The 24,193-nt window shown below is 58.5% G+C and carries 27 protein-coding genes; 14 read left to right on the top strand and 13 right to left on the bottom strand.

Features of this window, described 5'->3' with window-relative positions; translation table 11 throughout:
* Positions 1 to 129: 129 nt before the first annotated feature.
* Positions 130 to 729: a superoxide dismutase gene (locus tag VB780_RS21380; protein ID WP_323353206.1), complete on the bottom strand. Its 600-nt coding sequence runs from the start codon at positions 727 to 729 to the stop codon at positions 130 to 132.
* A 132-nt stretch (positions 730 to 861) separates the two neighbouring features.
* The gene (locus VB780_RS21385; protein WP_323353207.1) at positions 862 to 1,293 is read right to left on the bottom strand and encodes a peptidylprolyl isomerase; all 432 of its coding nucleotides are present in this window, start codon (positions 1,291 to 1,293) and stop codon (positions 862 to 864) included.
* A 236-nt stretch (positions 1,294 to 1,529) separates the two neighbouring features.
* On the opposite strand from VB780_RS21385, the gene VB780_RS21390 reads away from it, so the two are divergent.
* The 3 genes from VB780_RS21390 to VB780_RS21400 are packed head-to-tail and all read left to right on the top strand — an operon-like array spanning position 1,530 to position 3,897.
* Positions 1,530 to 2,459 carry a TIGR02587 family membrane protein gene (locus tag VB780_RS21390; RefSeq protein WP_323353208.1) on the top strand — a complete coding sequence of 310 codons (930 nt, stop codon included), beginning with the start codon at positions 1,530 to 1,532 and terminating at the stop codon, positions 2,457 to 2,459.
* Positions 2,459 to 2,893, top strand: a complete 435-nt coding sequence (locus VB780_RS21395; RefSeq protein ID WP_323353209.1) for a TIGR02588 family protein — start codon at positions 2,459 to 2,461, stop codon at positions 2,891 to 2,893. The genes VB780_RS21390 and VB780_RS21395 overlap by 1 nt, the downstream gene beginning before the upstream one ends.
* A gap of 59 nt (positions 2,894 to 2,952) precedes the next feature.
* On the top strand, positions 2,953 to 3,897 hold the full coding sequence (locus VB780_RS21400) for a DMT family transporter (protein ID WP_323353210.1): 945 nt from the start codon (positions 2,953 to 2,955) through the stop codon (positions 3,895 to 3,897).
* A gap of 45 nt (positions 3,898 to 3,942) precedes the next feature.
* Here VB780_RS21400 and VB780_RS21405 read toward each other — a convergent pair whose 3' ends face one another.
* From VB780_RS21405 to rsmA, 5 genes are all read right to left on the bottom strand, one after another.
* Positions 3,943 to 4,389 carry a DUF29 domain-containing protein gene (locus VB780_RS21405; RefSeq protein WP_323353211.1) on the bottom strand — a complete coding sequence of 149 codons (447 nt, stop codon included), beginning with the start codon at positions 4,387 to 4,389 and terminating at the stop codon, positions 3,943 to 3,945.
* 57 nt (positions 4,390 to 4,446) lie between these two features.
* A complete protein-coding gene (gene nth, locus VB780_RS21410) occupies positions 4,447 to 5,151 on the bottom strand; it encodes an endonuclease III (RefSeq protein ID WP_323353212.1) in 705 nt (234 codons plus the stop codon).
* A gap of 8 nt (positions 5,152 to 5,159) precedes the next feature.
* A complete protein-coding gene (gene rseP, locus VB780_RS21415; RefSeq protein ID WP_323353213.1) occupies positions 5,160 to 6,251 on the bottom strand; it encodes an RIP metalloprotease RseP in 1,092 nt (363 codons plus the stop codon).
* Positions 6,252 to 6,351: 100 nt separating this feature from the next.
* Positions 6,352 to 7,296, bottom strand: a complete 945-nt coding sequence (ispE, locus tag VB780_RS21420; RefSeq protein WP_323353214.1) for a 4-(cytidine 5'-diphospho)-2-C-methyl-D-erythritol kinase — start codon at positions 7,294 to 7,296, stop codon at positions 6,352 to 6,354.
* 6 nt (positions 7,297 to 7,302) lie between these two features.
* Positions 7,303 to 8,133, bottom strand: a complete 831-nt coding sequence (gene rsmA, locus VB780_RS21425; RefSeq protein WP_323353215.1) for a 16S rRNA (adenine(1518)-N(6)/adenine(1519)-N(6))-dimethyltransferase RsmA — start codon at positions 8,131 to 8,133, stop codon at positions 7,303 to 7,305.
* A gap of 58 nt (positions 8,134 to 8,191) precedes the next feature.
* On the opposite strand from rsmA, the gene VB780_RS21430 reads away from it, so the two are divergent.
* Positions 8,192 to 8,848 carry a LysE family transporter gene (locus VB780_RS21430; protein ID WP_323353216.1) on the top strand — a complete coding sequence of 219 codons (657 nt, stop codon included), beginning with the start codon at positions 8,192 to 8,194 and terminating at the stop codon, positions 8,846 to 8,848.
* A 124-nt stretch (positions 8,849 to 8,972) separates the two neighbouring features.
* Here VB780_RS21430 and VB780_RS21435 read toward each other — a convergent pair whose 3' ends face one another.
* A complete protein-coding gene (locus VB780_RS21435) occupies positions 8,973 to 9,149 on the bottom strand; it encodes a DUF433 domain-containing protein (RefSeq protein ID WP_323353217.1) in 177 nt (58 codons plus the stop codon).
* A 131-nt stretch (positions 9,150 to 9,280) separates the two neighbouring features.
* Here VB780_RS21435 and VB780_RS21440 point away from each other — a divergent pair, with 131 nt between their 5' ends.
* Positions 9,281 to 9,931, top strand: a complete 651-nt coding sequence (locus tag VB780_RS21440; protein ID WP_323353218.1) for a Uma2 family endonuclease — start codon at positions 9,281 to 9,283, stop codon at positions 9,929 to 9,931.
* A 13-nt stretch (positions 9,932 to 9,944) separates the two neighbouring features.
* On the opposite strand, the gene VB780_RS21445 is transcribed toward VB780_RS21440, so the two are convergent.
* Positions 9,945 to 11,465 (bottom strand): DUF3747 domain-containing protein, encoded by a 1,521-nt coding sequence (locus VB780_RS21445; protein ID WP_323353219.1) that lies wholly within the window; start codon positions 11,463 to 11,465, stop codon positions 9,945 to 9,947.
* Between the two features lie 167 nt (positions 11,466 to 11,632).
* The gene (locus VB780_RS21450; RefSeq protein ID WP_323353220.1) at positions 11,633 to 12,670 is read right to left on the bottom strand and encodes a fatty acid desaturase; all 1,038 of its coding nucleotides are present in this window, start codon (positions 12,668 to 12,670) and stop codon (positions 11,633 to 11,635) included.
* Between the two features lie 380 nt (positions 12,671 to 13,050).
* On the opposite strand from VB780_RS21450, the gene VB780_RS21455 reads away from it, so the two are divergent.
* The 6 genes from VB780_RS21455 to VB780_RS21480 all read left to right on the top strand — a co-directional run bounded on the left by VB780_RS21455 (position 13,051) and on the right by VB780_RS21480 (position 17,720).
* Positions 13,051 to 14,067, top strand: a complete 1,017-nt coding sequence (locus VB780_RS21455; RefSeq protein WP_323353221.1) for a formamidase — start codon at positions 13,051 to 13,053, stop codon at positions 14,065 to 14,067.
* Between the two features lie 232 nt (positions 14,068 to 14,299).
* Positions 14,300 to 14,500 carry a heavy metal transport/detoxification protein gene (locus VB780_RS21460; protein WP_323353222.1) on the top strand — a complete coding sequence of 67 codons (201 nt, stop codon included), beginning with the start codon at positions 14,300 to 14,302 and terminating at the stop codon, positions 14,498 to 14,500.
* Positions 14,501 to 14,646: 146 nt separating this feature from the next.
* A complete protein-coding gene (locus VB780_RS21465; RefSeq protein WP_323353223.1) occupies positions 14,647 to 16,008 on the top strand; it encodes a cytochrome P450 in 1,362 nt (453 codons plus the stop codon).
* Positions 15,971 to 16,606, top strand: coding sequence for a Coq4 family protein (locus VB780_RS21470; RefSeq protein WP_323353224.1), 636 nt, complete (start codon positions 15,971 to 15,973; stop codon positions 16,604 to 16,606). Before VB780_RS21465 ends, VB780_RS21470 begins: the two co-directional genes overlap by 38 nt.
* Positions 16,607 to 16,628: 22 nt before the next feature.
* Positions 16,629 to 16,970: a YnfA family protein gene (locus VB780_RS21475; protein WP_323353225.1), complete on the top strand. Its 342-nt coding sequence runs from the start codon at positions 16,629 to 16,631 to the stop codon at positions 16,968 to 16,970.
* A 204-nt stretch (positions 16,971 to 17,174) separates the two neighbouring features.
* Positions 17,175 to 17,720 carry an LppP/LprE family lipoprotein gene (locus VB780_RS21480; protein ID WP_323353226.1) on the top strand — a complete coding sequence of 182 codons (546 nt, stop codon included), beginning with the start codon at positions 17,175 to 17,177 and terminating at the stop codon, positions 17,718 to 17,720.
* Between the two features lie 15 nt (positions 17,721 to 17,735).
* Here the strand turns inward: VB780_RS21480 and VB780_RS21485 are convergent, their stop codons facing one another.
* Positions 17,736 to 18,938, bottom strand: a complete 1,203-nt coding sequence (locus tag VB780_RS21485; protein ID WP_323353227.1) for a glycosyltransferase family 2 protein — start codon at positions 18,936 to 18,938, stop codon at positions 17,736 to 17,738.
* Between the two features lie 210 nt (positions 18,939 to 19,148).
* Here VB780_RS21485 and VB780_RS21490 point away from each other — a divergent pair, with 210 nt between their 5' ends.
* Together VB780_RS21490 and VB780_RS21495 are read left to right on the top strand one after the other, a co-directional pair.
* On the top strand, positions 19,149 to 20,492 hold the full coding sequence (locus VB780_RS21490; RefSeq protein WP_323353228.1) for an acetamidase/formamidase family protein: 1,344 nt from the start codon (positions 19,149 to 19,151) through the stop codon (positions 20,490 to 20,492).
* Positions 20,493 to 21,212: 720 nt separating this feature from the next.
* The gene (locus tag VB780_RS21495; RefSeq protein WP_323353229.1) at positions 21,213 to 21,677 is read left to right on the top strand and encodes a carboxypeptidase-like regulatory domain-containing protein; all 465 of its coding nucleotides are present in this window, start codon (positions 21,213 to 21,215) and stop codon (positions 21,675 to 21,677) included.
* A 103-nt stretch (positions 21,678 to 21,780) separates the two neighbouring features.
* Here VB780_RS21495 and VB780_RS21500 read toward each other — a convergent pair whose 3' ends face one another.
* Positions 21,781 to 22,101 (bottom strand): AzlD domain-containing protein, encoded by a 321-nt coding sequence (locus VB780_RS21500; RefSeq protein WP_323353230.1) that lies wholly within the window; start codon positions 22,099 to 22,101, stop codon positions 21,781 to 21,783.
* Between the two features lie 52 nt (positions 22,102 to 22,153).
* Complete coding sequence (locus VB780_RS21505) at positions 22,154 to 22,888, bottom strand: AzlC family ABC transporter permease (RefSeq protein WP_323353231.1); 735 nt, start codon at positions 22,886 to 22,888, stop codon at positions 22,154 to 22,156.
* Positions 22,889 to 22,977: 89 nt separating this feature from the next.
* Between VB780_RS21505 and VB780_RS21510 the strand changes: the two genes are divergently transcribed.
* Positions 22,978 to 24,192, top strand: a complete 1,215-nt coding sequence (locus tag VB780_RS21510) for an NAD(P)/FAD-dependent oxidoreductase (RefSeq protein WP_323353232.1) — start codon at positions 22,978 to 22,980, stop codon at positions 24,190 to 24,192.
* Position 24,193 lies beyond the last annotated feature (1 nt).

The following is a 24,193-nucleotide window of genomic DNA, read 5'->3' on the forward strand; positions in this document are numbered from 1 at the left end:
GGGAAGGGTATAGGGTCTAAGGATAGGGTTCAAGGGGCCGACCTTCGGCCTTGTACCTTAAACCGAAAGAGGCGGGCCGTAACCCACCTCCCATGAATTGCAGAGCACGCCTTTGGTGTTGCCGTTGGCCTAGGCCGCCGCTAGGTTGCTGGCGGCAAAATCCCAATTCGCAACGTTTTTAAGGAAGCTATCGATGTAGTCGGGGCGCTTGTTTTGGTAGTCGAGGTAGTAGGCGTGTTCCCACACGTCCATGGTGAGTAGGGGCACCTGCCCCGCGGTGAGGGGGTTGTCGGCATTGAGGGTTTTGGTCACCTTGAGGGTGCCGTTGTCGAGCACCAGCCAGGCCCAACCGCTGCCAAACTGGGTGGCCCCAGCCTGTTTAAATGCTTCGACGAACTTGTCGAAGCTGCCAAGATCGGCGTCGATTTTGCTGGCTAGGTCGCCTGTGGGGGTGCCGCCGCCGCCGGGCTTCATCGAGTTCCAGTAGAAGGTGTGGTTCCAGGCTTGGGCACCGTTGTTGAACAAGCCCTGTTGGGAGCTGTCGCCTGCGATCGCCTTAATCACATCCTCAATCGGCTTGCTGTCGTGGTCGGTGCCTTTGACGGCATCGTTGTACTTGCTGACGTAGGCCGCGTGGTGCTTATCGTGGTGAAACTCTAGGGTGCTTTTAGAAATGTAGGGTTCCAGCGCGTCATAGGCGTAGGGCAGAGAGGGCAGTTCGTAAGACATAGGGCTCCTGGGGGGTATCTACAGCCACACCATAGTGCTTTGCCCAGGCAAAAACTATCCCCCTGGGGTGGAGGGGGATAGGCTCAAGTTCATATATTGACTGAGGCTTTAAGTAGAGACTTGATCCGTGGGTCAGGCTCCGATCGCCACCAGTTCGATATCAAAAATCAGGGTCTCCCCGGCCAGGGGATGGTTGGCATCGAGGGTGACATCGGCCTCCGAGAGATCAGTAACCATTACGGGCACCATCTGGCCCTCAGGCCCCTGGAGCTGGAGCTGTAGGCCCACGTCTAGGGGGATATCATCGGGAATCTGGCGGCGCTCGACCACCATCACCATCTCTGGCTGGTGGGGGCCGTAGGCGCTTTCAGCGGCGATCACTTCGGTTTTGGCGTCGCCGGGGGTCATACCCACCACCGCCGCCTCAAAGCCGGGAATCACCTCGCCGTTGCCAATGGCAAATTCTAGGGGGTCGCGATCGCGCGATGAGTCAAACACGGTGCCGTCTTGCAGCTTCCCAGTGTAGTGAATCGAGACGTTGTCGCCTGGTTTAGCCTGGGTCATAGAACTATCCTTTTAACTGGTGGGGGCTTTTCTATAGATCACGGTCTTGCCTTCACACGCTAACGGGCATTTTGTGGAACTCCGCCAATACTAGAGATTTTCCTAAGGTTTCGGGTAGATCGCGGGGCGATCGGTGCTGAGTCGAGCCCTTGGGAATCGCCTAACCCCTTGATATGCTGTAAATAGAGTGGGCCTACCCGCCACCCAAGACATTCAATTCCCAGGGACAGCCCACCATGGTCGAGTCCACAGACGGCGCAATAGACGGCGCAACGCCTCAACCCTCCCCCAACATTTGGCTGGTCGAGTTTCAGGCCGTTTTGCAGGGGGCCGTAGGCGGCTTTTTATTTGGCATTCCGTTGTTATACACGGTTGAGGTGTGGGCCATTGGGGCTGCGACTGGCCCCCGGTGGCTGTTGACGGTGCTGGCCACTACCCTCCTTGGCGTCGGGCTGCTCACCCAGGTCGAAGGGTTTCGCCAGACCCTCAGCCTGCACCCCCTAGAGGCCTTGCTAGAAAGCATTGAGGCGGTCGCCATTGGGGTCGTCTGTGCCGCCCTAGCCCTGGTGCTGCTGCGCCGCATCACCCTCGACATTCCCCTGTCGGAGATGCTGGGTAAGGTGGTGTTTGAGACCGTGCCCTTTGCCCTGGGGGTGGCCTTGGCTCGCTCCACCCTGCAGGGCAAACAACGGCGAGCTTCTGGGAGCGATCGCCCGCGCCGCACCACGACCCCCCTCTCGCAGCGGCTGGTCTCCCCTACCCTGGCTAACCTGCGCGATGCCCTAGTCGATTTCGATGCCGCCCTGATTGGCGCGGTGCTGATTGCCTTTAGCATTGCCCCCACCGAAGAGGTACCGCTGCTGGCCGCATCCCTGCCGCCCCTGTGGCTGCTGCTGATTATGGGCGCGTCGCTCGGCCTCTCCTACGCCATTGTGTTTGCCTCGGGGTTTACCGATCGCGCCGAGCGGCGGCAGCGGGGGCTGCTGTTTAGCCCCGTGACCGAAACCCTGGTGGCCTATTTGATGGCGCTGCTCGCCTCAGTGGTCATGCTGGTGCTGTTCCAGCAGCTCAACCCCAGCGACCCCTGGTCAGAGTGGCTACGTGATGTCTTGGTTTTAGGACTCCCAGCCTCCATTGGCGGGGCCGCAGGGCGTATCCTTATCTAATGGATTTGCCCGACTACCCCGACAATCCACCTTCTCCAGACGCAACCGGGCGCTTTACCGAACGATCCGCCGCCGAGTGGGTGACGTTTATGGCGGCGGCTCTGATTTTGCTGGGGCTGGTGGGGCTAATTCTCTTTGACTGGCAGACCAATCAAAACCGCCCGCCCGCCTTTTCGGTAGCGGTGTCTGAGGCGGTGCGGGTCACCGATGGCCGCTACTACGTGCCCTTTGCCATTACCAATACCGGCGGTCGCATTGCCCGTATGGTGCAGGTCACCGCCGAGCTAAACATCACCGGGGTTGACGACGAAACTGGCGAGCAGCAGATCGACTTTCTCTCGGGTCACGAAACCAAAGCGGGCAGCTTTGTGTTTACCCACAATCCCCAGGGGGGGGATTTGGTGGTGCGGGTGGCCAGCTATCGACTACCGTAGAATGCGGTGGTTAAGGGCGCTGGCGTTGGGTCATCCCTGAGGCGTGAACAGGGGGATGCATGCTCGGCTATGTCTTAATTTTGCTGGCGACGGTTTGCTTTGGGGCCCAAAACCTGATCACGCGGGTTTTGTTTATCCCCTCTGACCTGTTTGGGGTGGTGGAGACTGGCGGCTTTGTGGAGCCTACGCTGCCCAACTCGTTTTTGCTGATGTTTATGCGCATGGTGGTGGGGGTGCCCCTGATGGCGGTGCTGCTGCCGCCGGTTTACCCGCCCATGTGGAGCGACCTGCGTCGCTTGGGGTCGACGAGCTACCGCCGCGAACTCTACTTGGCTCTGGTGGGCGGGTTGCTGATGTTTTCGTACCTGGCACTGCTGTACGTAGCGGTGGGGCGGATTGCTGCGGGCATTGCGCTGACGCTATTTTTTACGTTCCCCGTTTATACGGCACTGCTGGACTGGTACTGGTTTGGTCATCGGCCCAGCACCAGCCGCTGGGCTATTTTGGCGCTGATTTTGCTGGGCAGCGCGCTGACCATTCCCATGACGGGGGCGGCGATCGCAAGCTGGGTAGGCGTCGTCTTTGGCCTAGCCTCGGGCATTGTGTACGCCTTTTACACCGTGGCGGCCCAAAAAGCATTTGAGACCTTTCACCCGGTGCCGTTTACGGGCATTAGTTTTGCTGTGACGCTGGTGCTGTCGGCAGTCAGCCTGCTGCTGTGGCCGGGGGATTTGGCGGGCCTGCTGTGGCCAGCGCTGTGGGTGGGGGGTTTGCTGTCGGCGATCGCCACCCTCACCGGCCACGTGCTCAACAACCTCGGCATTCGCGTCGTCGGAGCCACCGCCGCCTCTATGCTCGGGGCGGCCAATCCGGCCCTCACCGCCGTCCTCGCCTGGGGTGTGCTGCAAGAGCAGCTATCCCCAGTGCAGTGGCTAGGGGTGCTGCTGGTCACCGTCAGCGTGGGCCTGCTCAGCCTGACCAAGCCTTCGTCACCAGTAAAGTGATCGGACTTTACCGAAGGCAGCGATCGCCTCGGCATCGTGCACTCATTAACTATAGGAATCTAGATCTTCAGGAAATTGGTCATCCAAAAGTTGCTCTAGGGTAAAAGGGCATTGCCCCGGTAGAGTTTTGGGATCTAGGGATGTTTCTCGCCCAACCAATAGCAAACCCAGCTGATAGCCCTTGGCAACAGCTTCGTCCTGAAAGCTTTTTAGGCTAGGGTTTTGGTCGAGCAAATCTAAAATTTGCAGCCGCTGCTCTTTAATCGTGTATCTCCAGCTTTTGCTGCGCTGGCCGGGCTGATACTGCCACTTCAACAGATGGCCGAGGAGAACGCCTAACCGATTCTTGAGTTCTTGCTTTTGCTGTCTACCCAAAGACTCGATTTCCTCAGTTAAATTCACCAGATCGAGATGGTCAATCTTGCCCAGCCGCAAAAAATTAGCCTGTTCCTGAGTCCAAGCGTAAAAGTCTGTGGTGTAGAGGTCAGCCACAATGAAACCTCCGAGGCCCGCCTAGAATAATCTTGCCGCATCTAGCCTCAAATATCCCTAGGACTGAACCACCTCTTGGATAGGACTGACTTGGATAGAGTCAATAACCGGAACAACCTTTGCCGAGGGGCAGAGGTCGGCCAGTTCACACAGATCGCATTTGGGGTTGCGGGCATTGCACACTGCCCGCCCGTGGTATACCAGCCGAATCGACCAGTTTTCCCAGTCGGGCTGGGGCAGCAGCTTCATCAGGTCGCGCTCGATTTTGACCGGGTCAGCGTGCTTGGTCAGCCCCAGAAGATTGGTGATGCGCTTAACGTGGGTGTCTACCGTCACCCCGCCATTAATGCCAAAACCGTGGGCCAGTACGACGTTGGCCGTTTTGCGGGCCACCCCCGGCAGGGTGACTAAATCTTCCATACGGGAAGGGACTTCGCCGTTGTACTCGGTGATGATGCGCTGGCAGGCGGCGCGGATGTTTTTGGCTTTGTTGCGATAGAAGCCGGTGGATTTCACCAATTGCTCTAAATCGGCGATATCGGCCTCGGCAAAGGCGTAAACATCAGGGTAGGCGGCAAATAGGGCCGGAGTTACCAAGTTGACCCGCTCATCGGTGCACTGAGCCGCCAGCATCGTGGCAATCATCAGCTGGAGGGGATTGGCAAAATCTAGAGAGCAGGGAGCTTCGGGATACAGTCGCTTGAGACGAAGAAGAATCTCTAGCGCCCTCTGTTTTTTAGAAGCTCGCCGCTGGTTTGGCATGGAGAAAATTACCGCAGATTTTGGAAGATTTCGAGCTGGGTGGTGTCGCGGACGATGAGAAATACGCCCAGGCCCAACAGCAGCACGAGGCCGGTTTGCATGACGTTCTCCTGGATGCGATCGGGCAGGGGCTTGCCGCCGCGCAGGGCTTCAATCAGCAAAAACGCCAGCTGACCGCCATCCAATGCAGGCAGGGGCAAAATATTGATGATCGCCAGGTTGATGCTGATGATGGCGGTGAAGGGGAACAGCATGGCGGCACTGTTCTTGGCCAACCCGGCTCCCTGTTCGACAATTTTGACCGGCCCGGCCACCTGGCTGGCCATTTCGCCAAAGTTGGTCACGAGCTGCACGAAGCCTTTGACAGTGCGCACCAGGGTGTCTTGAAACTGCTGAGCAGCCAGACTAAACACTTCAAAAGGGTTTTTGGGGCGACGGTAGCCAAAGTCGCCATTGGGCTGGAGCTGCACGCCAATTACTGCCGTGCCGTCGGGGCCAACTTCGGGAGTTACCGACACATCCAGCTCGCGATCGCCCCGCTGCACCGTAAGTTCTACCGGCTGGTTGGGGCTGTCTTTGATGAGCTGAATGAAGAAGGGAATGCTCTCTTCGCCGGAGGCTAGAGGTTCACCGTTGGCTGCTACCAGAATGTCACCGGGGCGAATGCCCGCCTGACCAGCGGGGGAGCTTTCGGTGATCACTTGGGGCACCAGAATGCCGGGTTGGGGATTAAAGGTTTCGGGAATGCCCACAGCGGAAAACTGGGCCACAAACACCAGGTAAGCAAACACCAGGTTGGCAATCACTCCGGCGCTGATCACGATCGCGCGATCGAGAATCGGGCGATTTTTCAGCAGATCGGGGTCGTTAGTGGGGATTTCGCTATCGGGGTCGTCGTCAGGGAAGCCGACAAAGCCGCCCAGGGGAATGGCCCGCAGGGAATACTCGGTTTCAGCTCCCTGGTACTTCCACAGGATGGGGCCAAAGCCAATGGCAAAGCGGTTGACGTGAATGCCCTGTAGCCGAGCGGCTGTGAAGTGCCCCGCCTCGTGAACGGCCACCAGTAGGGCAATGACCGCGATCGCAGCTAAAACCGACATAGACAAACCCGATAGGTTAAGAACAGTTTCCCTATTCTAGCGTTGCTTCTCCCCGCTCACGGCGGGCATCGCCGCCGCCGCCCCATTCTCAGCCTTTTGGTTAGCTGATGAGCTGCACCCCACTGGACACAAACTGAGCCGTCCAAACGCCCAGATCGGGGTCTGGCAGGGCCGCCCGCAGCTTAGCTGCTAGCTCCTTAGCCTCGGCCTCAGACCCAGCCAGGGTAAACACTGAGGGGCCAGAGCCAGACATCAGGGTGCCGAGCCCGCCGAGGTCGGCCATGGTGGCCTTGAGGTCAGCGGTTTTGGGGTGGGCCTCTAGCACAATCTTCTCAAAGTCATTGCAGAGGTGCTGCCCCAGGGCGATCGCATCGCGACGGGCCACCGCCCGCACCATTTCGCCCGATCGCACCTGGGCCTGGCGCTCTTGCCAGCCCTTGGCATCGGTTACGTAGGTGTCGCCGTACTCGGCCCGGTAGGTTTTGTAGGCCCAGGGGGTCGAGACAAATTCAGACTCGTACTTGGCGATCACCAGGTGCAGGTTGTCGATGCCGGGGAGCGCGTCGAGCTGTTCGCCGCGTCCGGTGGCGATCGCCGTACCCCCCGACACGCAAAACGGAATATCTGACCCTAGCTCAGCCCCCAGCTCTTGCAGCTCGCTTTGAGTAAGGCCCAGGTTCCACAGCAGATCTAGCCCCACCAGCACCGCCGCCGCGTTGGATGAGCCGCCAGCCAGCCCGGCCCCCACCGGAATCTGCTTTTCGATGGTGATTTCAACACCGCCCAGCTTGGCCATGGCACCGGGGAATTGCGCCATGACCAGGGCCGCTGCCTTGTAGGCCAGGTTGGTTTCATCGGCGGGCACCAGGGGGTGGTCGCAGCGCACCCGAATTTCATCGACGCCAATACTGCGCACGGTGATGCGATCGCACAGACTGACGCTCTGCATCACCATAATCAGCTCGTGAAAGCCGTCGGGGCGGCTGCCCACAATTTCGAGATAGAGGTTGATTTTGGCGGCGGCCAGCAGCGTGTAAGAGCGCATAGAAAGTCAGCAGGGGTGCTTCAGGATTGTATTACTCAGCGCCACCCACTGCTCAACGCTGAGGTCTTCGGCGCGGGCGGTGGGCTCAATGCCTAGGGCCGTCATCATGGCCTCTAGCTCGTCGCGATCGACCACCCCCTTGAGGTTGTTGCGCAGCATTTTGCGCTTGCTGCCAAAGCCTAGCTTCACCAGGCGATCGAACCCAACCAGGTCATCCGATGGGGTGATGGGCGATCGCGGTGTAATCTTCACCACTGCTGAGTCCACCTGTGGCGGCGGCTGAAAGGCACGGGCGGGCACTGGGCACACCAGTTCACAATCGGCCATATACTGCACCCGCACCGATAAGGCTCCGAAGGCTTTGCGGCCAGGGCGAGCGTAGAGCCGTTCTGCCACCTCTTTCTGCACCAGCAGCACGATCGCGTCGTAGGGGTCTGGGTTCGGCGTAGCCAGAGTGCCCAGCAGCTTTTCTAAAATTGGCCCGGTGATGTAGTAGGGAATGTTGGCCACCACTTTGTTTGGCAGGCCAAAGTCAAAGTGTTTGTCGCGCGAGACGGCAGCAATGTCTAGCTCGAGAATGTCGCTCGGCACCAGGCGAAAGTTGTCGTGCTTGGCGAACTGGTTGTTGAGCTTACGAACCAGGTCGCGATCAATCTCGACGGCGATCACCGCGTTGGCCAGGGGCAGCAGCCAGCGGGTCAGCGCTCCGGTGCCGGGGCCAATTTCGAGCACGGTGTCTTGGCGAGTGACAGCGGCGGCCTCCAGCATGCGATGGAGCACCTTCTCGTCGGTGAGCCAGTGCTGGCCAAAACGCTTGCGAGTCGGTTGGGAAAACATTTCGTGATTAACAACCTGTGATAGGCTCTCGCCCAAAGTCTTTTGCAAGGAGAGAATTATGACATTCTTCTCAGCTTGGTTAACGGTCTTTGCTGTCAGTTTAGTGGCAGTTGTCACCCCTGGCCCTGATTTTGCCCTGACGTTGCGCAATAGCCTGGCCTACTCTCGGCGGGCAGGAATCTTTACCGCGATCGGCGTCGGAGCTGGCAACCTGGTTCATGCCATCTATTCCCTGGTTGGCATTGGCGCTGTAATTTCAAAATCTATTCTGCTGTTTAATGTCTTGAAATGGGCTGGCGCAGCTTATCTCATCTATCTTGGCATCAAGTCTTTGAATGCCAAGAGAGTGGTGATTCCCCTTCGGGAACACTGCGTGAACGCATCAGAAGCTATTGAGCAGCAGCGAGATATTGGGCGTTGGGCAGCGTTTCGCATTGGCTTCTTAGGAAATTTGCTAAATCCTAAAGCAAACCTCTTTTTTCTAGCTCTATTTACCCAAATCGTACAGCCTGCGACGCCGATGGTAGCGCAAGCGGTCTTTGGAGCAACCGTCGCGGCTGTCGCCCTGATTTGGTTTGCAGTGGTGGCCGTAGTGATTTCCCAGCAGATTTTCAAGCGACACATTCTGGCTATTGCCCACTGGCTGGAACGTTTAACTGGGGCAGCGCTCATTGTGTTGGGAGTGCGCTTGGCTGTGGCAGAGGCAAACGAGTAGCCTGCCTGAGTTTAGCTAAAGTATCGAAGGTAGACGAGAACCGTGAGTTATAGCTAAGCATCAACCCCAATCTTCATGCAATTAGTCTAGGGGCTGTAACCCTTGATATTTGAGCGTTCAGCAGCTAATTGATGACAGCCCCTAGATCGGGAAAATCCGCCAAAATTTCCGCAGCACTGACGTTCTCAGCTAACATCTCTAAAACGTCAGTCACCCGAATTCGCATTCCTCGAATGCAGGGACGTCCCCCACATTGGCCAGGCGTTTGGGTGATGCGAGTTAGCAAGTTGGCAGAAGTCATGGCTGTGCCTGGGATTGGCTGGCTAGTTTGATCCTACAGGATTGTTACCAGGGCTGAGGAGGTGTAGGAGCGATCGCCAAAGCCTGAACGGCCTTGCTATCATCCTGACATTGCTGTGTGGTTATTTGCCCATGTCTATTGCCTTGGCCACCCCTCTGAGTCAAATTGTGTTGTCGCCCGGCAGCGCTATGACTGTCTCGGGGTTGAGTTGGCAGCACTACCAGCTACTTTTGGCCGAACTTGGGGATAGCCGAGCGACTCGTCTGGCCTACAGCGCTGGCAGCTTGGAGATTCGCATGCCCAGTAAGCTCCATGAGATCGTCAATCGGCTGTTGAGCAAGATTATTTTTGCCTTGGCAGAAGAGCTGGGGCTAGAGATTGTCGATTTAGGCTCAACCACCTGGAGCCGAGAGGACTTGGACAAAGGCATCGAATCCGACAGCTGCTTTTTTATTCAGAATGCTGGGTTAGTGCAGGGGTTGGATCCTGAGATTCCGCCAATTTTGTCGCCAGACCTGGCGGTGGAGGTCGACATTGCCAGTGCGTCGAATCAGAAATTGGTCATTTATCAGGCGCTTGGGGTGCCCGAACTTTGGCTTTACAGCAACGGCAAGGTCAAAATCTTAGGCTTGCGCGGTGAACAAATCCGTGAATTGGAGAGCAGTTTGGCCTTCCCTGTAGTATCGGTGGAGCAGCTGCAAGCCTGGGTTGCGCTACGAGAAACCGAGACTGATCTAACTGTGGTCAAAGCAGTCCGGCAGTTTGTTTCTGAGACCAATTAGCTTTCACCGTCTATTACCGCCCCAAATAGTTCAAAATCCCCCGCGCAATGCCGTCGGCAATCCGATTTACCGCAGCGGGGTCGCGGAAGCGGGCGGCGTCTTCGGCCCCGGTGACAAAGCCGGTTTCGACTAGCACCGAGGGCATGGTGGTGTAGCGCAGCACGTAGAAGCGGGCGGTGCGCACGCCGCGATCGCGCATGCCGACATTGCCTAGCACCGCGCTGTGAATGCTGCGGGCCAGCCGTTCACCGCTGGAGAAGTAGTAGGTCTCTAGCCCATTGACCTCAGGGCGATCCATGCTGATGGCGTTGGCGTGGATGCTGACGAAGACGTTGGCCCCGGCCCGGTTAGCGTACTGGGCGCGGGCGTCGAGATCGACAAAGACATCGCTGCTGCGGGTCATCAACACCGTAATACCGGCGGCAGCAAGCTGCTGCTGCACACGGTTGGAGATGGCGGTGTTGATCTGCTTCTCTTGCAGGCCGCCGATGCCCACGGCACCGGGGTCGCGCCCGCCGTGGCCGGGGTCAATTACCACCACCACCGACCCCTGGGGAATCGGTGGCAGGGTGGGTGTAGAGGCCACTGCCGGAGCAGAGGCTCCAAGAATTTTGGCGGGTAGGCTGGCGGCGATCAGGGCTCGGTAGATTTCGTCGGCCCGCTGCTGCTCACGAAATAGTCCCACCTGCACTACCGACTGGCCATCGACCGTGGTGCGAAAGGCTTCGGGCTCTACAGCGCGCACCTGTTGCAGGGTGTTTGGCCCCGTAATCGGCACCACCACGCGAAAGTAGTTGCCCGTTGCCACTGTGCTGCTGGGCGGCGGCGAAGACACCGGAGGAGTAGTGGGCCGGGCGGCGGGTGGCGTGGTGGGAGTCTGACTCAGGGGTGGGGCGGCCCCGGTGGCGAGGCGCACGTCTAGTGGCGCGTCGTGGGTGAGGTAAATGTGGCCGACGGGCTGGCCGTTGTAGGTGCGGCGGGCCATCTGCCAGCCGGGGTTGAGCTGAATCTTGAGGAATCCGTTGGTGCGACCGTTGGTGCGGCCAATTTCGATAGGCGGAGCGCTGCGATCGCGCGTCGGTCTCGCAAACAGCACCAGATCATTCTGCCGGGGAGAAACCTCTAGGCGGTAGTGCACCCCCAGATCTTGGCCGTTGATGCGTACCGAGTAGCCGTTGCCGTCGGTGCTGCGATCGCAGGCCCCAGTAAAGTCAAAGTTCAGCAGCAGCGGGTCAACGGCAACAACTCCATTCTGCTGCCCCTGCTCTTGCCAGCACTGTCGCTGGTTGGGCACCTGGGTCAAAATCATCAGGTTGTAAAACGCCCCGTCGCGCACCGGGCTGGCAATGGCTACTACCTGGCTGGGGTCAATGGGCTGCTGCTCAAACTGCTGGGCGCGGGCCATGGGGGCCGCAGCCAGCCCCGCCAGCACCACAGCGGCAGTCGTCAAAAACGTGTTCAGCGGGCGAGACAGCAGGGCCATAGCGGTTGGTGCAGCGGTGTGGGGAGTAGGGGTGAAGTCGAGCGTCGGCAAGACTCCTAATGCTACCCACGATTGTCGCGATCGCAAGCACCTCTTGAGCAATGAACGTGTCGCAGTTTACCAATTGTCCCTAGCTAAAACAAAACCGGCCCAGGGGTGCTGGGCCGGTTCACAGATACTCCATGGGCTACCGTCAGGCAACCTTCAGCGGCTGATGACTAATCCAATTCGCGGAAGGTCTGGTAAGCCCGCTCCGGATGGTAGATGTGACAGCGCTTGGTAATCGTCTGCATCAACTCCCAAGAGAACTTGGTTTCCTTCATTAGCGGAGCCCAGTTCTCCCGCAGCGCGGCGTAGGCAGGCCGCAGGTTGTAGGACGGAATGCCAACTGAAATATGGTGGGGAACATGGACGTTAATGTCGTGGCACAGCACCTCAATCCACTTGGGATAGTCGCAGTGGAGAGTACCAGAGAGCTGTGATTCGACCTCGTTCCAGGTGTCGCTGTAGCGAAACTGAATCTCAGGGATGGTGTGGTGCACCATGGTAAAGGTGCTCATCCAAAAGTGGTAGCCCAGCCAGGGCATGAGCCAAAATTTCACCACACCCCAGGGGCCGGTGAAGTAAAACAGCGTGGGAAAGAACACCAGCGCGAAGATTGCCACCGCCGCGATCGAGCGCTTGACCTTGCCGTGGTCACGGGGTTCAAAATTCCGCAGATCAAAGTGCAGAGCGCCCCAGTGGGCCACCGACGCCAGCCACCACAGCCAAGTCCGCATGCTCCGGTAAACCGCCTGCAAGAAGCCGCCAGCACCAGAGTATTCTTCCTGACTCCACGGTGCCCAGGCGTTGTCGATCTCCATGTCGTTGGTGTGGCGGTGGTGAATGTCGTGCAGCAGCCGCCAGCTGTGGAACGGGTAAATCAGCGGCAGAAACATGATGTGCCCCAGCCAGTTGTTGACCCAGCGGCGGTTAGAAAAAGAACGATGACCGCAATCGTGGCCCACCACAAAAAAGCCGGTCAGGGCGGTGCCGGTCAAAAACCAGGCAAACGGCAAAAGAAACCAAGGGGAAAAGGCGATCGCCACATAGCCCAGGGTCACAGCTGCCACACTGAGCGCTACAGCAGTCCAGGCTTTGCGCGGGTCTTTTTGGAAATAGGCTTTAGGAATAGTTTGAATAACCTGCTTTAGGGTCAGGTCGCTGTAGGGGTTCACATCCGCAGCTCTGGCGGAAGGCTCAAAAATTGCAGTCAAGGAATAGTCTCCACAGAAGTTAAGGTGCGCACATCAGAGCTAGACTGTTTTGCCCAAAAAAAATCTGTTCTCCCGGTAGGGAACCGAACAGAGCCTAAGCTTGATTGCAAAATCGAGATATTAACAAGCCGAAACTTCAATAACTCTGATAACCGCCGCAAACAGCTTATATGGGGCAAAGATTGGCCCATGAGAATGCTTATAATTCCTTAACGTTTATAACATACCCGGCCTGGCTTAGCGATTGCACCTGGGGTGGGTTGGCGAGCCTTCTACCTAAGGGGCGTTGTATTGCGTAATATCTAACACCATCGCCCCGGCGCGATCGCCCTATAGTGCTACTCGACTTTTGAGTCAGGTTGTTCCAGAGAGATATCAGCATGAGCGGACTTGGTGGCCTCAATAAATCTCCTAACGGTGTGGTGCTGGGCATGGTGCAGATGCAACTGCCCAACGTCGTCACCCCCGATGACCTCGCTGCCCAGACCCAGCGCATTTGCGAGATGGTCGCCAAAGCCCGCCGCAACCTGCCCACGATGGATCTGGTGGTGTTCCCCGAATACTCGCTTCACGGGCTGTCGATGGATACCAACCCCGCCATCATGTGCAGCCTGGGTGGCCCCGAGGTCGCCGCCTTTCGCCAGGCCTGCATCGACAGCAATATCTGGGGCTGCTTCTCGATTATGGAGTACAACCCCGATGGCTACCCCTACAACAGCGGCCTGATTATCGACAATGTGGGCGCAATCAAGCTCTACTACCGCAAGCTCCACCCCTGGATACCCGTAGAACCCTGGGAACCTGGAAACGTAGGCATTCCTGTCTGCGACGGCCCCAACGGCAGCAAGCTGGCACTGATTATTTGCCACGACGGCATGTTCCCCGAAATGGCTCGGGAATGCGCCTACAAAGGAGCCGAGATCATGATTCGCACGGCGGGCTACACCGCCCCCATTCGCCACTCGTGGCAGATCACCAACCAGGCTAACGCCTTTTGCAACCTGATGGTGACGGCCTCGGTGTGCATGTGTGGCAGCGACGGCAGCTTTGACTCCATGGGCGAGGGTATGATCGTCAACTTCGACGGCACGCCCATCGCCATGGGCAGTCACCGCCCCGACGAAATCATCACCGCCGAGGTGCGACCCGACCTGGTGCGCGAGGCGCGGATTCACTGGGGTGTAGAGAACAACATCTACCAGTTTGGCCACCGCGGCTATGTGGCGGTCAAAGGCGGTGCCCAAGACTGCCCCTACACCTACATGAAAGACATGGTGAAAGAGCGCTATCGCCTGCCCTGGGAAGATGAGGTGGTTCACCAAGACGGCACTTCCTGCGGCTTTCCGATGCCCACCCGCGACTATAAGGGGGAAGAATTGCCCCCGGTACTGAGTTAGGCCAGCGCCATATAGCCATTGCCAAGATCGGTCAGGGTATTCTGCATAACTGCTTGGGGCGATGGCCATATGCCAACGCGAAGAAGAGAATGGCGGGAACCATCACGAGTACAACTGCCTTGTGCGACAGTCGAACTGTACTGACGCCCAGACTAGAATTCAGCCCTTCTACAGACGGCGGCAGCCCAACGAGATTATTAGAGTATGAGCACAAAGTATTGGAGAAAGCTGTATGTCATTGACGTTTCAAGTTTCAACCCTGGGCGATCAGCAATCGGTGCAGGAGCTGAAAGATCTAATTCTGACCTCTGAACCCGAGGCTAATGTTGACATTGATCCTCAGGCTAAAACCGTCACTATTGACTCCACCGCCTCCGAGGAAACGTTTCAGCAACTCATCTCTGCCGCTGGCCACAAAGTAACTCCTGCCTAGGGGGTTAGACAACCTGTTAGAACAGGAGCTAAGGCAGTGGTTTAGGCGATCTTGGTGCGATCGCTGCTCTGCGCTACCCTAGACTGCATTGGTTCTGGGGACTGATTCTCTGAATCGGTCTCGGCTGCTGCATTTCACCCCATTCTATGGTTGCCTCTACGCCTGCCCCGCTGCCCCCTGGAAGTTTTGGCCTGCCGGTTGTCGGTGAAACCCTTAACTTCTTATTTGACCGCGAGTTTGCCCGCAAGCGCCAGGCCAAATATGGCCCTATCTTCAAAACGCGCCTGTTGGGTCGCTCTACGGTAGTGCTGATGGGGGCAGAAGCCAACCAATTTGTGCTCTCCACCAACATGGATAGCTTCTCTTGGAAGGAGGGGTGGCCCGGCACATTTAAAGAACTCTTAGGCGAGTCGCTGTTTTTGCAAGAGGGCGAAGAGCACCGCCGCAACCGCAAGCTGCTGATGCCCGCCTTCCACGGCCCCGCCCTGGCTGGGTATGTGGAAACCATGCAGAGTCTTACCGAACGCTACACCCAGAAATGGGAAACCCTCGGCCAGTTCACCTGGTTTGACGAGATGAAGCAGCTTACCTTCGACATCGCCAGCACGCTGCTGCTGGGCAGTGAGCCGGGCAACCAGACCACGCAGATGTCGGAATGGTTTGCCGATTTAACCAGCGGCCTGTTTGCCCCACCGATTCGCTGGGGGTGGATGCCCTTTGGCAAAGCCGTTAAGGCGCGGGATATGCTGCTGCACCACATCGAGCAGGTGGTAAAAGAGCGTCAGGCCCGCCCCACCCAAGATGCCCTGGGGCTGCTGGTGCAGAGCGAAGACGAGGAGGGCAACCGCCTCAGCCTCGAAGAACTCAAGGCCCAGGCGCTGCTAATGCTGTTTGCGGGGCACGAAACCACCACCTCAATGCTGACCTCGCTGGTGATGTCGCTGGCGCAGCACCCTGAGGTATGGGAGCAGGCGCGGCAGGAGCAGGTGCGGTTGATGGCGACGAGCGACGCTGTCAACCTAGAGCAGTTTCGGCAGATGCCCTACCTCGATCAGATTGTGAAAGAGATCGAGCGGTTGTATCCGCCTGTGGCCGGAGGCTTTCGCGGCGTGGTCAAAGACTTTGAGTTCAACGGCTACCGCGTGCCCGCCGGGTGGATGGCGCTGTACAGAATTGATGCTGCCCACCGCGATCGCACCATCTATACCAACCCCGACCGCTTCGACCCCGATCGCTTTAGCCCCGAGCGGGCCGAGCACAAGCGGGCCGACTTTAGCCTGGTGGGCTTTGGCGGTGGCCCCCGCATCTGCCTAGGTCTGGCCTTTGCCCAGCTCGAAATCAAGCTGGTGGCGGCCTATTTGCTGCGCCACTACACCTGGGAACTGGTGCCCGCTCAGAATCTAGAGATGACGCCGATTCCTACGCTGAGGCCGCGATCGGGCCTGAAAGTCGTTTTCAGAAAACGCGATTATGCTCAAACCCAAGCAGCTGCTGCAAGCGATTCGTAAGATTCGCAGTCATGAGGGAACTAACCTGGGCGATTTTGCCATTCTCAAGGCCGATGCCCTGGGAGCCAAGGCCAGCGATGCTGTGATGGCCCAGCTTGAGCCCGTGGTCGGGTATTATCCCCCAATTGATTTAGATGCCCTAAGCCAATTGCCCGAAGGCACCTTTGGCTACGAGTACGCCCACCACATGCAAACGAATCATCTCAGCCCCTTTAACATTAGCCCTGGGCTAGACGAGGTGGCGTGGCGCAATGTGTTTGCCCTGCGCTACGCCATTACCCACGACATCTTTCACGTGCTGCTGGGGTTCGACACCAGTTATGCCGGTGAAATCGGCGTGCTGGCCTTTGCTGTCGCCCAAAACTACAGCAGTGCCCAACGGCTGGGGTTGTGGATGGCCAGTGCGCTGTATCCCCTTTTGGCTCCTGGGCAAACTGGGGAGATTTTGGCCAACCGCCGCCGAGGATTGGCGCTAGGGCAGCAGGCCCAGTGTTTACTGGGCACCCGGTTTGAGGAAATGTGGGAAATGCCGCTCGATGCGGTTCGGCAAGCGCTAGGCCTGCCCGCCCCCAGCACCGCGCCCCCGGCAGCACGGTAAGCTTTAGCGGCAACGTTATACAATGACCAGGGCTGGCGTCATGCTTCAATCGCTGCTGCTGTTTGTGATGGCTGGTCTGTGTGAAATTGGCGGGGGCTATCTCGTTTGGCTGGCGCTGCGAGAGGGCAAGAGCCTGTGGCTAGCGGTGCTAGGGGTGGCTATTCTGGGAATCTACGGCGCAGTGCCCACTCTGCAACCTACCCATTTTGGCCGCGCCTATGCCGCCTACGGTGGCGTATTTATCGTGCTTTCTATTGCCTGGGGATGGCTGGTTGACCAGGTGAAACCCGATCGCTTTGATCTGCTGGGTGGCTGGGTGGTACTGCTCGGCGTTTTGGTGATGATGTACGCTCCTCGAGCCTAGAAGTAGATGGTTTATAGCTATAGGCATCTGATTCAAAGCGTTGCAACGTTCAAACGTTCAAACGCTGCAACGCTTTGAGCTAAGAAACATCAACAGCGATTGCAACCCCAAGCCAGACCGCAGACAATTATTTTTGTGGGTTGAGGGTGATGAACGATGCGATTTTTTGCCTGCTTGGCTTCGAGTTCTCTGGTGGTAGGGTCAATGTTGCTGGCCCCTTTGGCGATCGCCCAACCTGAGCCCAACGGGGTCTGGCTCGATAGCGATACCAACTGGAACTCGCCCAATGCGGCCATTCCCCAGGCTCCTGTGGTGGAGGGCGGCGGCAATCTGCCCGAGTGCCTAGACAGCGCGCGCCCGGCAGCCCTCTATGAAGATGCCCTGGTCGAAGCGGCGGGTTGGACCCTGACTGGAGCCGCCCAAATCTTTGGCGATACTACGGTGGTGACCGGCATGGCCAATGCCGACGGCATGTGTCGCCCTATGGCATACCAGGTGTTTGTGTTTACCGATGGCACCTTCTCTGGCACGCTGTCGCCCACCCCCATGGACGCTCGCACCGACGGCAGTTTAGTCACCGTCGATCTCTATCGGCAGGGCTACCTGAGCGCTTCCTTTAACCGCTACACCTCAGAGGATGCGCTCTGCTGTCCGTCTCAATCGAGTTCTTTGTTTTACGAAGTTGAGCTGTTAGACGACGCTCCTGTGGTGGTGCCCCAGTTGCCAGCTAACACTAGCCCTAATTCCTAAGGCCAACGGCGATTGCTAGGAGGCTTTTAGCGATCGCCCCCGCCAGGTCCAGCCCCAGCCGGTCTTGGTTTTGACGATGGAGGTGAGGGCGATCGCCACCACAATTACGCCGCCCACGCTGCTCAACCACCAGTAGCGCAGCGGCACCCCCACCAGGCGGTAGCCAGTGATTCGCAACAGACCGTAGGCCCCCAGGGTTAACACCGTCAATCCGTACAGTGCGGCTGTCGGCCAGGAGAGTTCAGGTTGTAACCAGGCCACGGTTAGGCTTGCCAGCAGCCCCACCCAGGGCATGACAAACACCATGGCGATGGTGAAGGCTGACAGCAGCGTCAGCGGCAGATTTTCTTCGGTGCCCAGGTAGTAGTTTTTAGTCCACCCTTCCCACAGGGTTGCAAAAGAGGAATACATCCGCACGCTCAGCAGGTCGATGCCCAGCACATAGCGCAGCTTGAGGCCGTGCCGCCGAATTTGGCGGGCGAGTTCTACATCTTCCACAATCGCAGCGTGGATGGCGGCGTGGCCACCGATTTGGTCGTAGGCGGCGCGGCGAAACAGCATAAATGGCCCAGCGGCAAAGGCATCTTCTACGGCGGTGGACTCGTTAATGGCGTTGAAGTCGTAGGCGATCGCGATCGCACTCATCATGATCGGCTGCACCAGCCACTCGGCAAAACAGCTGCACTCAATTTTGGGCGCACAGCTTAGCAGGTCAACCCGGTGGGTTTGGGCCTCGGCCAGGGCGGCGGGTATTGTCCCCGGCGACAGCCGCACATCGGCATCGATAAACAGCAGGTAGTCGCCCTGGGCAAACTCTGCCGCGTGGGCACAGGCCCAGTTTTTGCCGCGCCACGTCTCGCCATCAGGGCGTGGCGGCACCGCTAGATGGTGGACGTTGGGGTGCTGGGCCGCCAACTCTGCGGCGATCGCCCCAGTGGCATCGGTAGATTGGTCATCGGCAATCCAAACTTCAAACTGCTGCGACCCCAGCATCTCGGTCGTCAGCACCGCTTCTACACAAGCGCGAATATTGCTGGCCTCGTTGTAGGCCGGAATTACCACATCTACCGAGGGCGCTGGGGTCAGGGGCGTCGCTGCCGGCTGAAGGCGGGGAGCCGATGCCAGCGACTGGGTGAGCTTGAGGTAAAACGCCGCGATCGCCACCAGCGCCACCCCCAGCAATCCATTTAGCCCCAACAGAATAGTGTCTAAGTCCATGCCCGTTTTCCTCACCACCATCCTGTAGCAATCTACTGTGCGCAGCCTAGATTGGGGGGCGGTAACCCAGCGATCGCCGCTCGATGCCGCCTGCCGCACCAATTCTTTCCTTTGGAATGTTCCCTAGACTACAACCCTCACCTATCCCCCCCCGTAGCATCGTAGCCACATCAATTAAGTCGTTCCTGGTCAGTATTGAGGAGTTTTTGAATGATTAGACAATGGCGTTTTGGCCTGCTGGGGCTGGGGCTGGCAGTAGTTCTCGGCTTGGGTGGGCTGATGATCAATCGGGCGATCGCCCAGACCCCCCAAGAGCACTACCTCGCGGCCAATGCCGACACCGTGCACTGGGGCTACTTCAGTCAATCTCTAGAGCCTAAGCTCACCATCAACTCCGGCGACATTGTCACCGTCGAGACCCTCACCCACCACGCCAACGACGACGCCTCCCTCATGGTCATGGGTGACCCCGGTGCCGAGAGCGTCTTCGCCTGGACGCCCGAGGGCAAAGGTGTCGATCGCCGGGGTGCAGGCTCCGTTGACCCCGAGGTCTACACCACAGGCGCAGGCGAAGGGGCGGGCGTACACGTGCTAACCGGGCCGATCTACGTCAACGGGGCCGAACCCGGCGACGTGCTCGAAGTCAAAATTCTCGATGTGGCGCCGCGCCCCAGCGGCAACCCCGAATACCAGGGACGCACCTTTGGCAGCAACGCCGCCGCCTGGTGGGGCTTCCACTACAACGACATGATCGAAGACCCTAAACCCCGCGAAGTGATCACCATCTACGAGCTAGACGCCACCGAAACCGAAGACTACGCCACCGCCCTCTACAACTTCCGGTGGATGCCCCAAACCGACCCCTTTGGCGTTGTCCACGAAACCATCGACTATCCCGGCGTGCCCGTTGACCCGGCCACCATCGACAAAAACTACGAGGTGCTAGAGGGCGTCAAGGTGCCGATTCGACCTCACTTTGGTGTGATTGGCCTGGCCCCCCGCGAGGCCGACTTCGTTGACTCGGTGCCCCCCAGCTACTTTGGCGGCAACATCGACAACTGGCGCATTGGCGAAGGGGCCACCATGTATTACCCCGTTGCCGTCGAAGGGGCGCTGCTGTCGCTGGGCGACCCCCACGCGGCCCAGGGCGACTCTGAGCTGGCGGGCACTGCGATCGAAACTTCCCTCACCGGCAAAATTCAGGTCACGGTACACAAGCAGAGCGACCTGGCGGGCACCGTGCTCGAAGACCTCTACTACCCGCTGCTCGAGAACGACGAAGAGTACGTCGTCCATGGCTTTAGCTACGCCAACTACCTCGAAGAACTGGGCGATACGGCCCAACAAGACATCTTTGGCCAGTCCTCCATCGACAAGGCCATGCGCGATGCCTTTCACAAAATGCGCCACTTTCTCATGACCACCCAGGGCATGGGCGAAGACGAAGCCATTAGCCTGATGTCGGTGGCGACCGACTTTGGCGTCACCCAAATTGTCGATGGAAACTGGGGCGTCCACGGCGTGATCAAAAAGGCGGTGCTGCCTGGTGCTTAAGGGTAGGCAATGCCCAGTCTGAGTGAAATGGACGAGGCTTGGCCTTAGCCCAAGCTGCAACCCGCTATTTAAGAAACCGCCTGTAGAGACTTTCTACGGGCGGTTTGCTTTAGAGTATTCCATCTAAATAGACGTCCCTTTTGGTGTCGCAAACTCGGCCCGTTGGGCCTGTGGTTGTAAAACTCTGGCCAAGTATTTAGCTGGAACACTCTTAGGAGACTTTTGAAAAAGAGTTTCCCTAATGGTGGGCAGTGCCCACCCTACAGCGGCTATAGTCGCTGGATTGAAGCTGGTATCTTCTTTCCTAGAAATCTCCTTAGGAGATAGCTTGTGGGCGTTGCAGAAATGGGGGATGAACGGATTTATGAAATTCTATTGGCGCTAAGCTTGCGACAATAGATTCATCCCAGAAATCAGCAACGCCGCTATGGCTACGATGGTAGTCGCTGGGGGCGATTTGATTCTGCGGCGGGCGGCAGTGCCAATGCGGCGAGTGGATCTGCCAATGCGGCGGGTGGCATTGGGAAATCCACAGGGGGCATTGTTGGGTCGCCGGGTAGATATTGCGTGTCATTGCTCTGCATTGCGAAGTCGGGGCGTGGTTGTAGGTTGTCGCGGGATGGCATTGCTGAGGCGGAGGTTGGTTGTGGGATTTTGGCCTTCAGCTCGCCGCAACTCTCGCTAGAATAAAGGCCACACGAATTACGGATTGCTTGTGCTATGAAACGGTTGCTTGTTGCTCTGGTGATGTGTTTGGCGCTGGTGGGGTTTCCGGCCCAAGCTAATGCGCACCAGGTTGAAACCTTCTATACCCTCGACAATCAGCTAGAGTTTCAGTCGCTGTTTAGCTCGGGCGAACCCTTTGTGGGCGCAACGGTGAGCATCTACGCCCCCAACAACCCCGACGAGCCCTGGATGACCACCACCACCGATCGCGAGGGCCGGTTTGCATTTTTGCCCGACGAGTCGATTCCCGGCGATTGGGAAGTCTCGATTGAAGACGAAACCCAGAGCCACGCCGACTATTGGACGGTGCCCGTAGGCGACAAGGGCATTATCTACGACGGCATCAGCCTCGACTCGACCGAGGATGTGCACTACCGCGCCGCCGCTGCGTTTATGCCGCTGGTGTTTTCGATTGGCGGAGCGTTGGCCTGGCTTGGCTTTACTCGCCGCCGTCGCTAGGCAATTTCTTTCAACATTCAGAAACGTTCGACCCTCAGCATCCCTTACGGAATGCCGGGGGTTGATGGTAGATGGTGGTATTTAGCAGCGCACGCCAGCCGACTCAGCCCACGAGCCACTGCCAGCCCCAAAATGCGGCCATGCCTCCGGCAATGGTGAGCAGCAGATTTTTTCGCCAAACGGCAAGGGCGACGCAGGCGATCGCGCCCACCAACCGCGCATTCTGCCACCCCAGCCACAGCGTCTCGCCATCGGGAAAGACCACGGCGGGGACGACGATCGCCGTCAGCACCACCGGAGGCACGTAGCCCAGCGCCCGCACCAGCGTCGGCGACAGCTGAATGCGCCCGCTAAAAGCCAGCAGCACGTAGCGAATAGTGAAGGTGACTAGAGCCATAGCGGCCACGAGCAGCCAGTCATTCATAGGGAGTGCTTAATTTTGAACTTTGAATTTTGAACTTTGAACCGGGCAAACCTTACCGTTTGTCCTTGACCCGCTGCGGTCGAGTTTCAAGCCAATAGCCGGTGGCGACCCCTGCGATCGCCGCCACCATCAATCCCAATTTGTGGGGCAGCCCATTCGCTAAGACAGCCACGATTCCGGCAATAAGAATCGCTCCCACCATCGGTCGAGTCGTTGCATAGGGGACGATCATGCCAATGAACGTCGCCACCATGGCAAAATCTAGCCCCCAGGCCGCCGCGTTGGGGATCAGCTGGCCCACCGTCAGACCCAGCCAGGTGCAGAAAATCCAGTTGATGTACATGGTCACGGCTGCGCCCAGGTAGTACCAGTGCTTGTGGGGGCTAGGGTCGGGCTGTAGGTAGCGGCGAATGGCGATCGCAAAGGCCTCATCCGTCAAAAAAAAGCCAATCACCGCTTTCCACCGCTGGGATGCTCCCTGCACGTAGGGCAGCAGGCTGGCGGCGTAGAGCATGTGGCGCAGGTTGACGACCACCGTGGTGAGCACAATCAGCGGCAGGGTACTGCCCGCCGCCAGCAATCCCAACGCGATGAACTGCGACGACCCGGCAAAGACAAATGCCGACATGCCAATCGTCGCCCCAAACGAGAGGCCGCTGCCCTGGGCCAGGGTGCCAAAAATAATCCCAAAGGGAATCGCCCCCACCACCAAAGGAATGATGTCTCGCGCCCCAGCCAGCACTTCTTGGCGGGGCGATCGCATCCCAAAGTCTGACGCAGTAGCCAAAAGAAATCTCCGAAAAGCAGGATGACTCCTTCCATTTTGAGTTAGAAGGTAGAGGAGGTACCACAGGCCCTTAGCAACAGACATACACTATGGCAGACGCTCCCCAGCAAATTTGTATTCTCGGCGGTGGCTTTGGCGGCCTCTACACCGCCCTGCGCCTCAGCCATCTGCCCTGGGAGGGCACCCCGCCAACGATTACTCTGGTTGACCACCGCGATCGCTTCCTCTTCCTCCCCCTGCTCTACGAGCTGGTCACCGACGAACTGCAAACCTGGGAAATTGCCCCCCCCTACGCCGAGCTGCTGGCCGGAACTGCCGTGCAGTTTCGCCAGGCCGAGGTGACAGCCATTGATATGGAGCAGCACCGCGTCAGCCTCAGCGACGGCACAATGCTCACCTACGATCGCCTCGTTCTGGCCCTGGGCGGCACCACCCCCATGGATATGGCCCCCGGCGTTGCCGACCATGCGATCGCCTTTCGCACCCTAGAAGATGCCTACCACCTCAAAGAGCGCCTGCGCCTGCTCGAAGCCTCCAGCGCTGAGAAAATTCGCGTGGCGGTAGTGGGTGGCGGCTATAGCGGCGTCGAGCTGGCCTGCAAAGTGGCCGAGCATTTGGGCGATCGCGGTCGTGTGCGACTGATCGAGCGCACCGATATGCTGCTGCGCACCTCGCCCGAGTACAACCGCGAGGTCTCTCAAAAAGCCCTCTCCGACCTGGGGGTGTGGGTCGATCTCGAAACTGCTGTGGATAACCTCACCGCCGACACCATCAGCCTCACCTTCCGTGAGCAGACCGACATTTTGCCGGTAGATCTGGTGCTGTGGACCGTGGGCACCAAGGTCAATTCCGTCATTGCCGACCTGCCCCTCAAGCACAACGAGCGTCAGCAAGTCGTCGTGCAGCCCACCCTAGAGGCGATCGATGCCCCCGGCGTCTACGCCCTGGGCGATGTGGCCGACTGCCGCGATGCCGACGGTCAGCAGGTGCCCACCACCGCCCAGGTCGCCCTACAACAGGCCGACTTTGTCGGGTGGAATATCTGGGCAGCGATTAGCGCTGGCGAAGGCTCTTCTGCGAAGAATCGCCCCCAGCTGCCCTTCCGCTACCAGCACCTGGGCGAAATGCTCACCCTCGGCACCAGCCGCGCCACCCTTACCGGATTAGGGGTGCAACTCGATGGCGAGTTGGCTCATGTGGCTCGCCGCCTGGCCTACCTCTACCGCATGCCCACCTTCTCGCACCAAGTGCGCGTCGGGCTGAACTGGATGACCAAACCGCTGCGAGACGCGCTGGCAAAGTAGA

Origin of the sequence: Leptolyngbya sp. CCNP1308 (assembly GCF_034932455.1) — a bacterium.
Taxonomy (GTDB): Bacteria; Cyanobacteriota; Cyanobacteriia; order Phormidesmidales; family Phormidesmidaceae; genus Nodosilinea.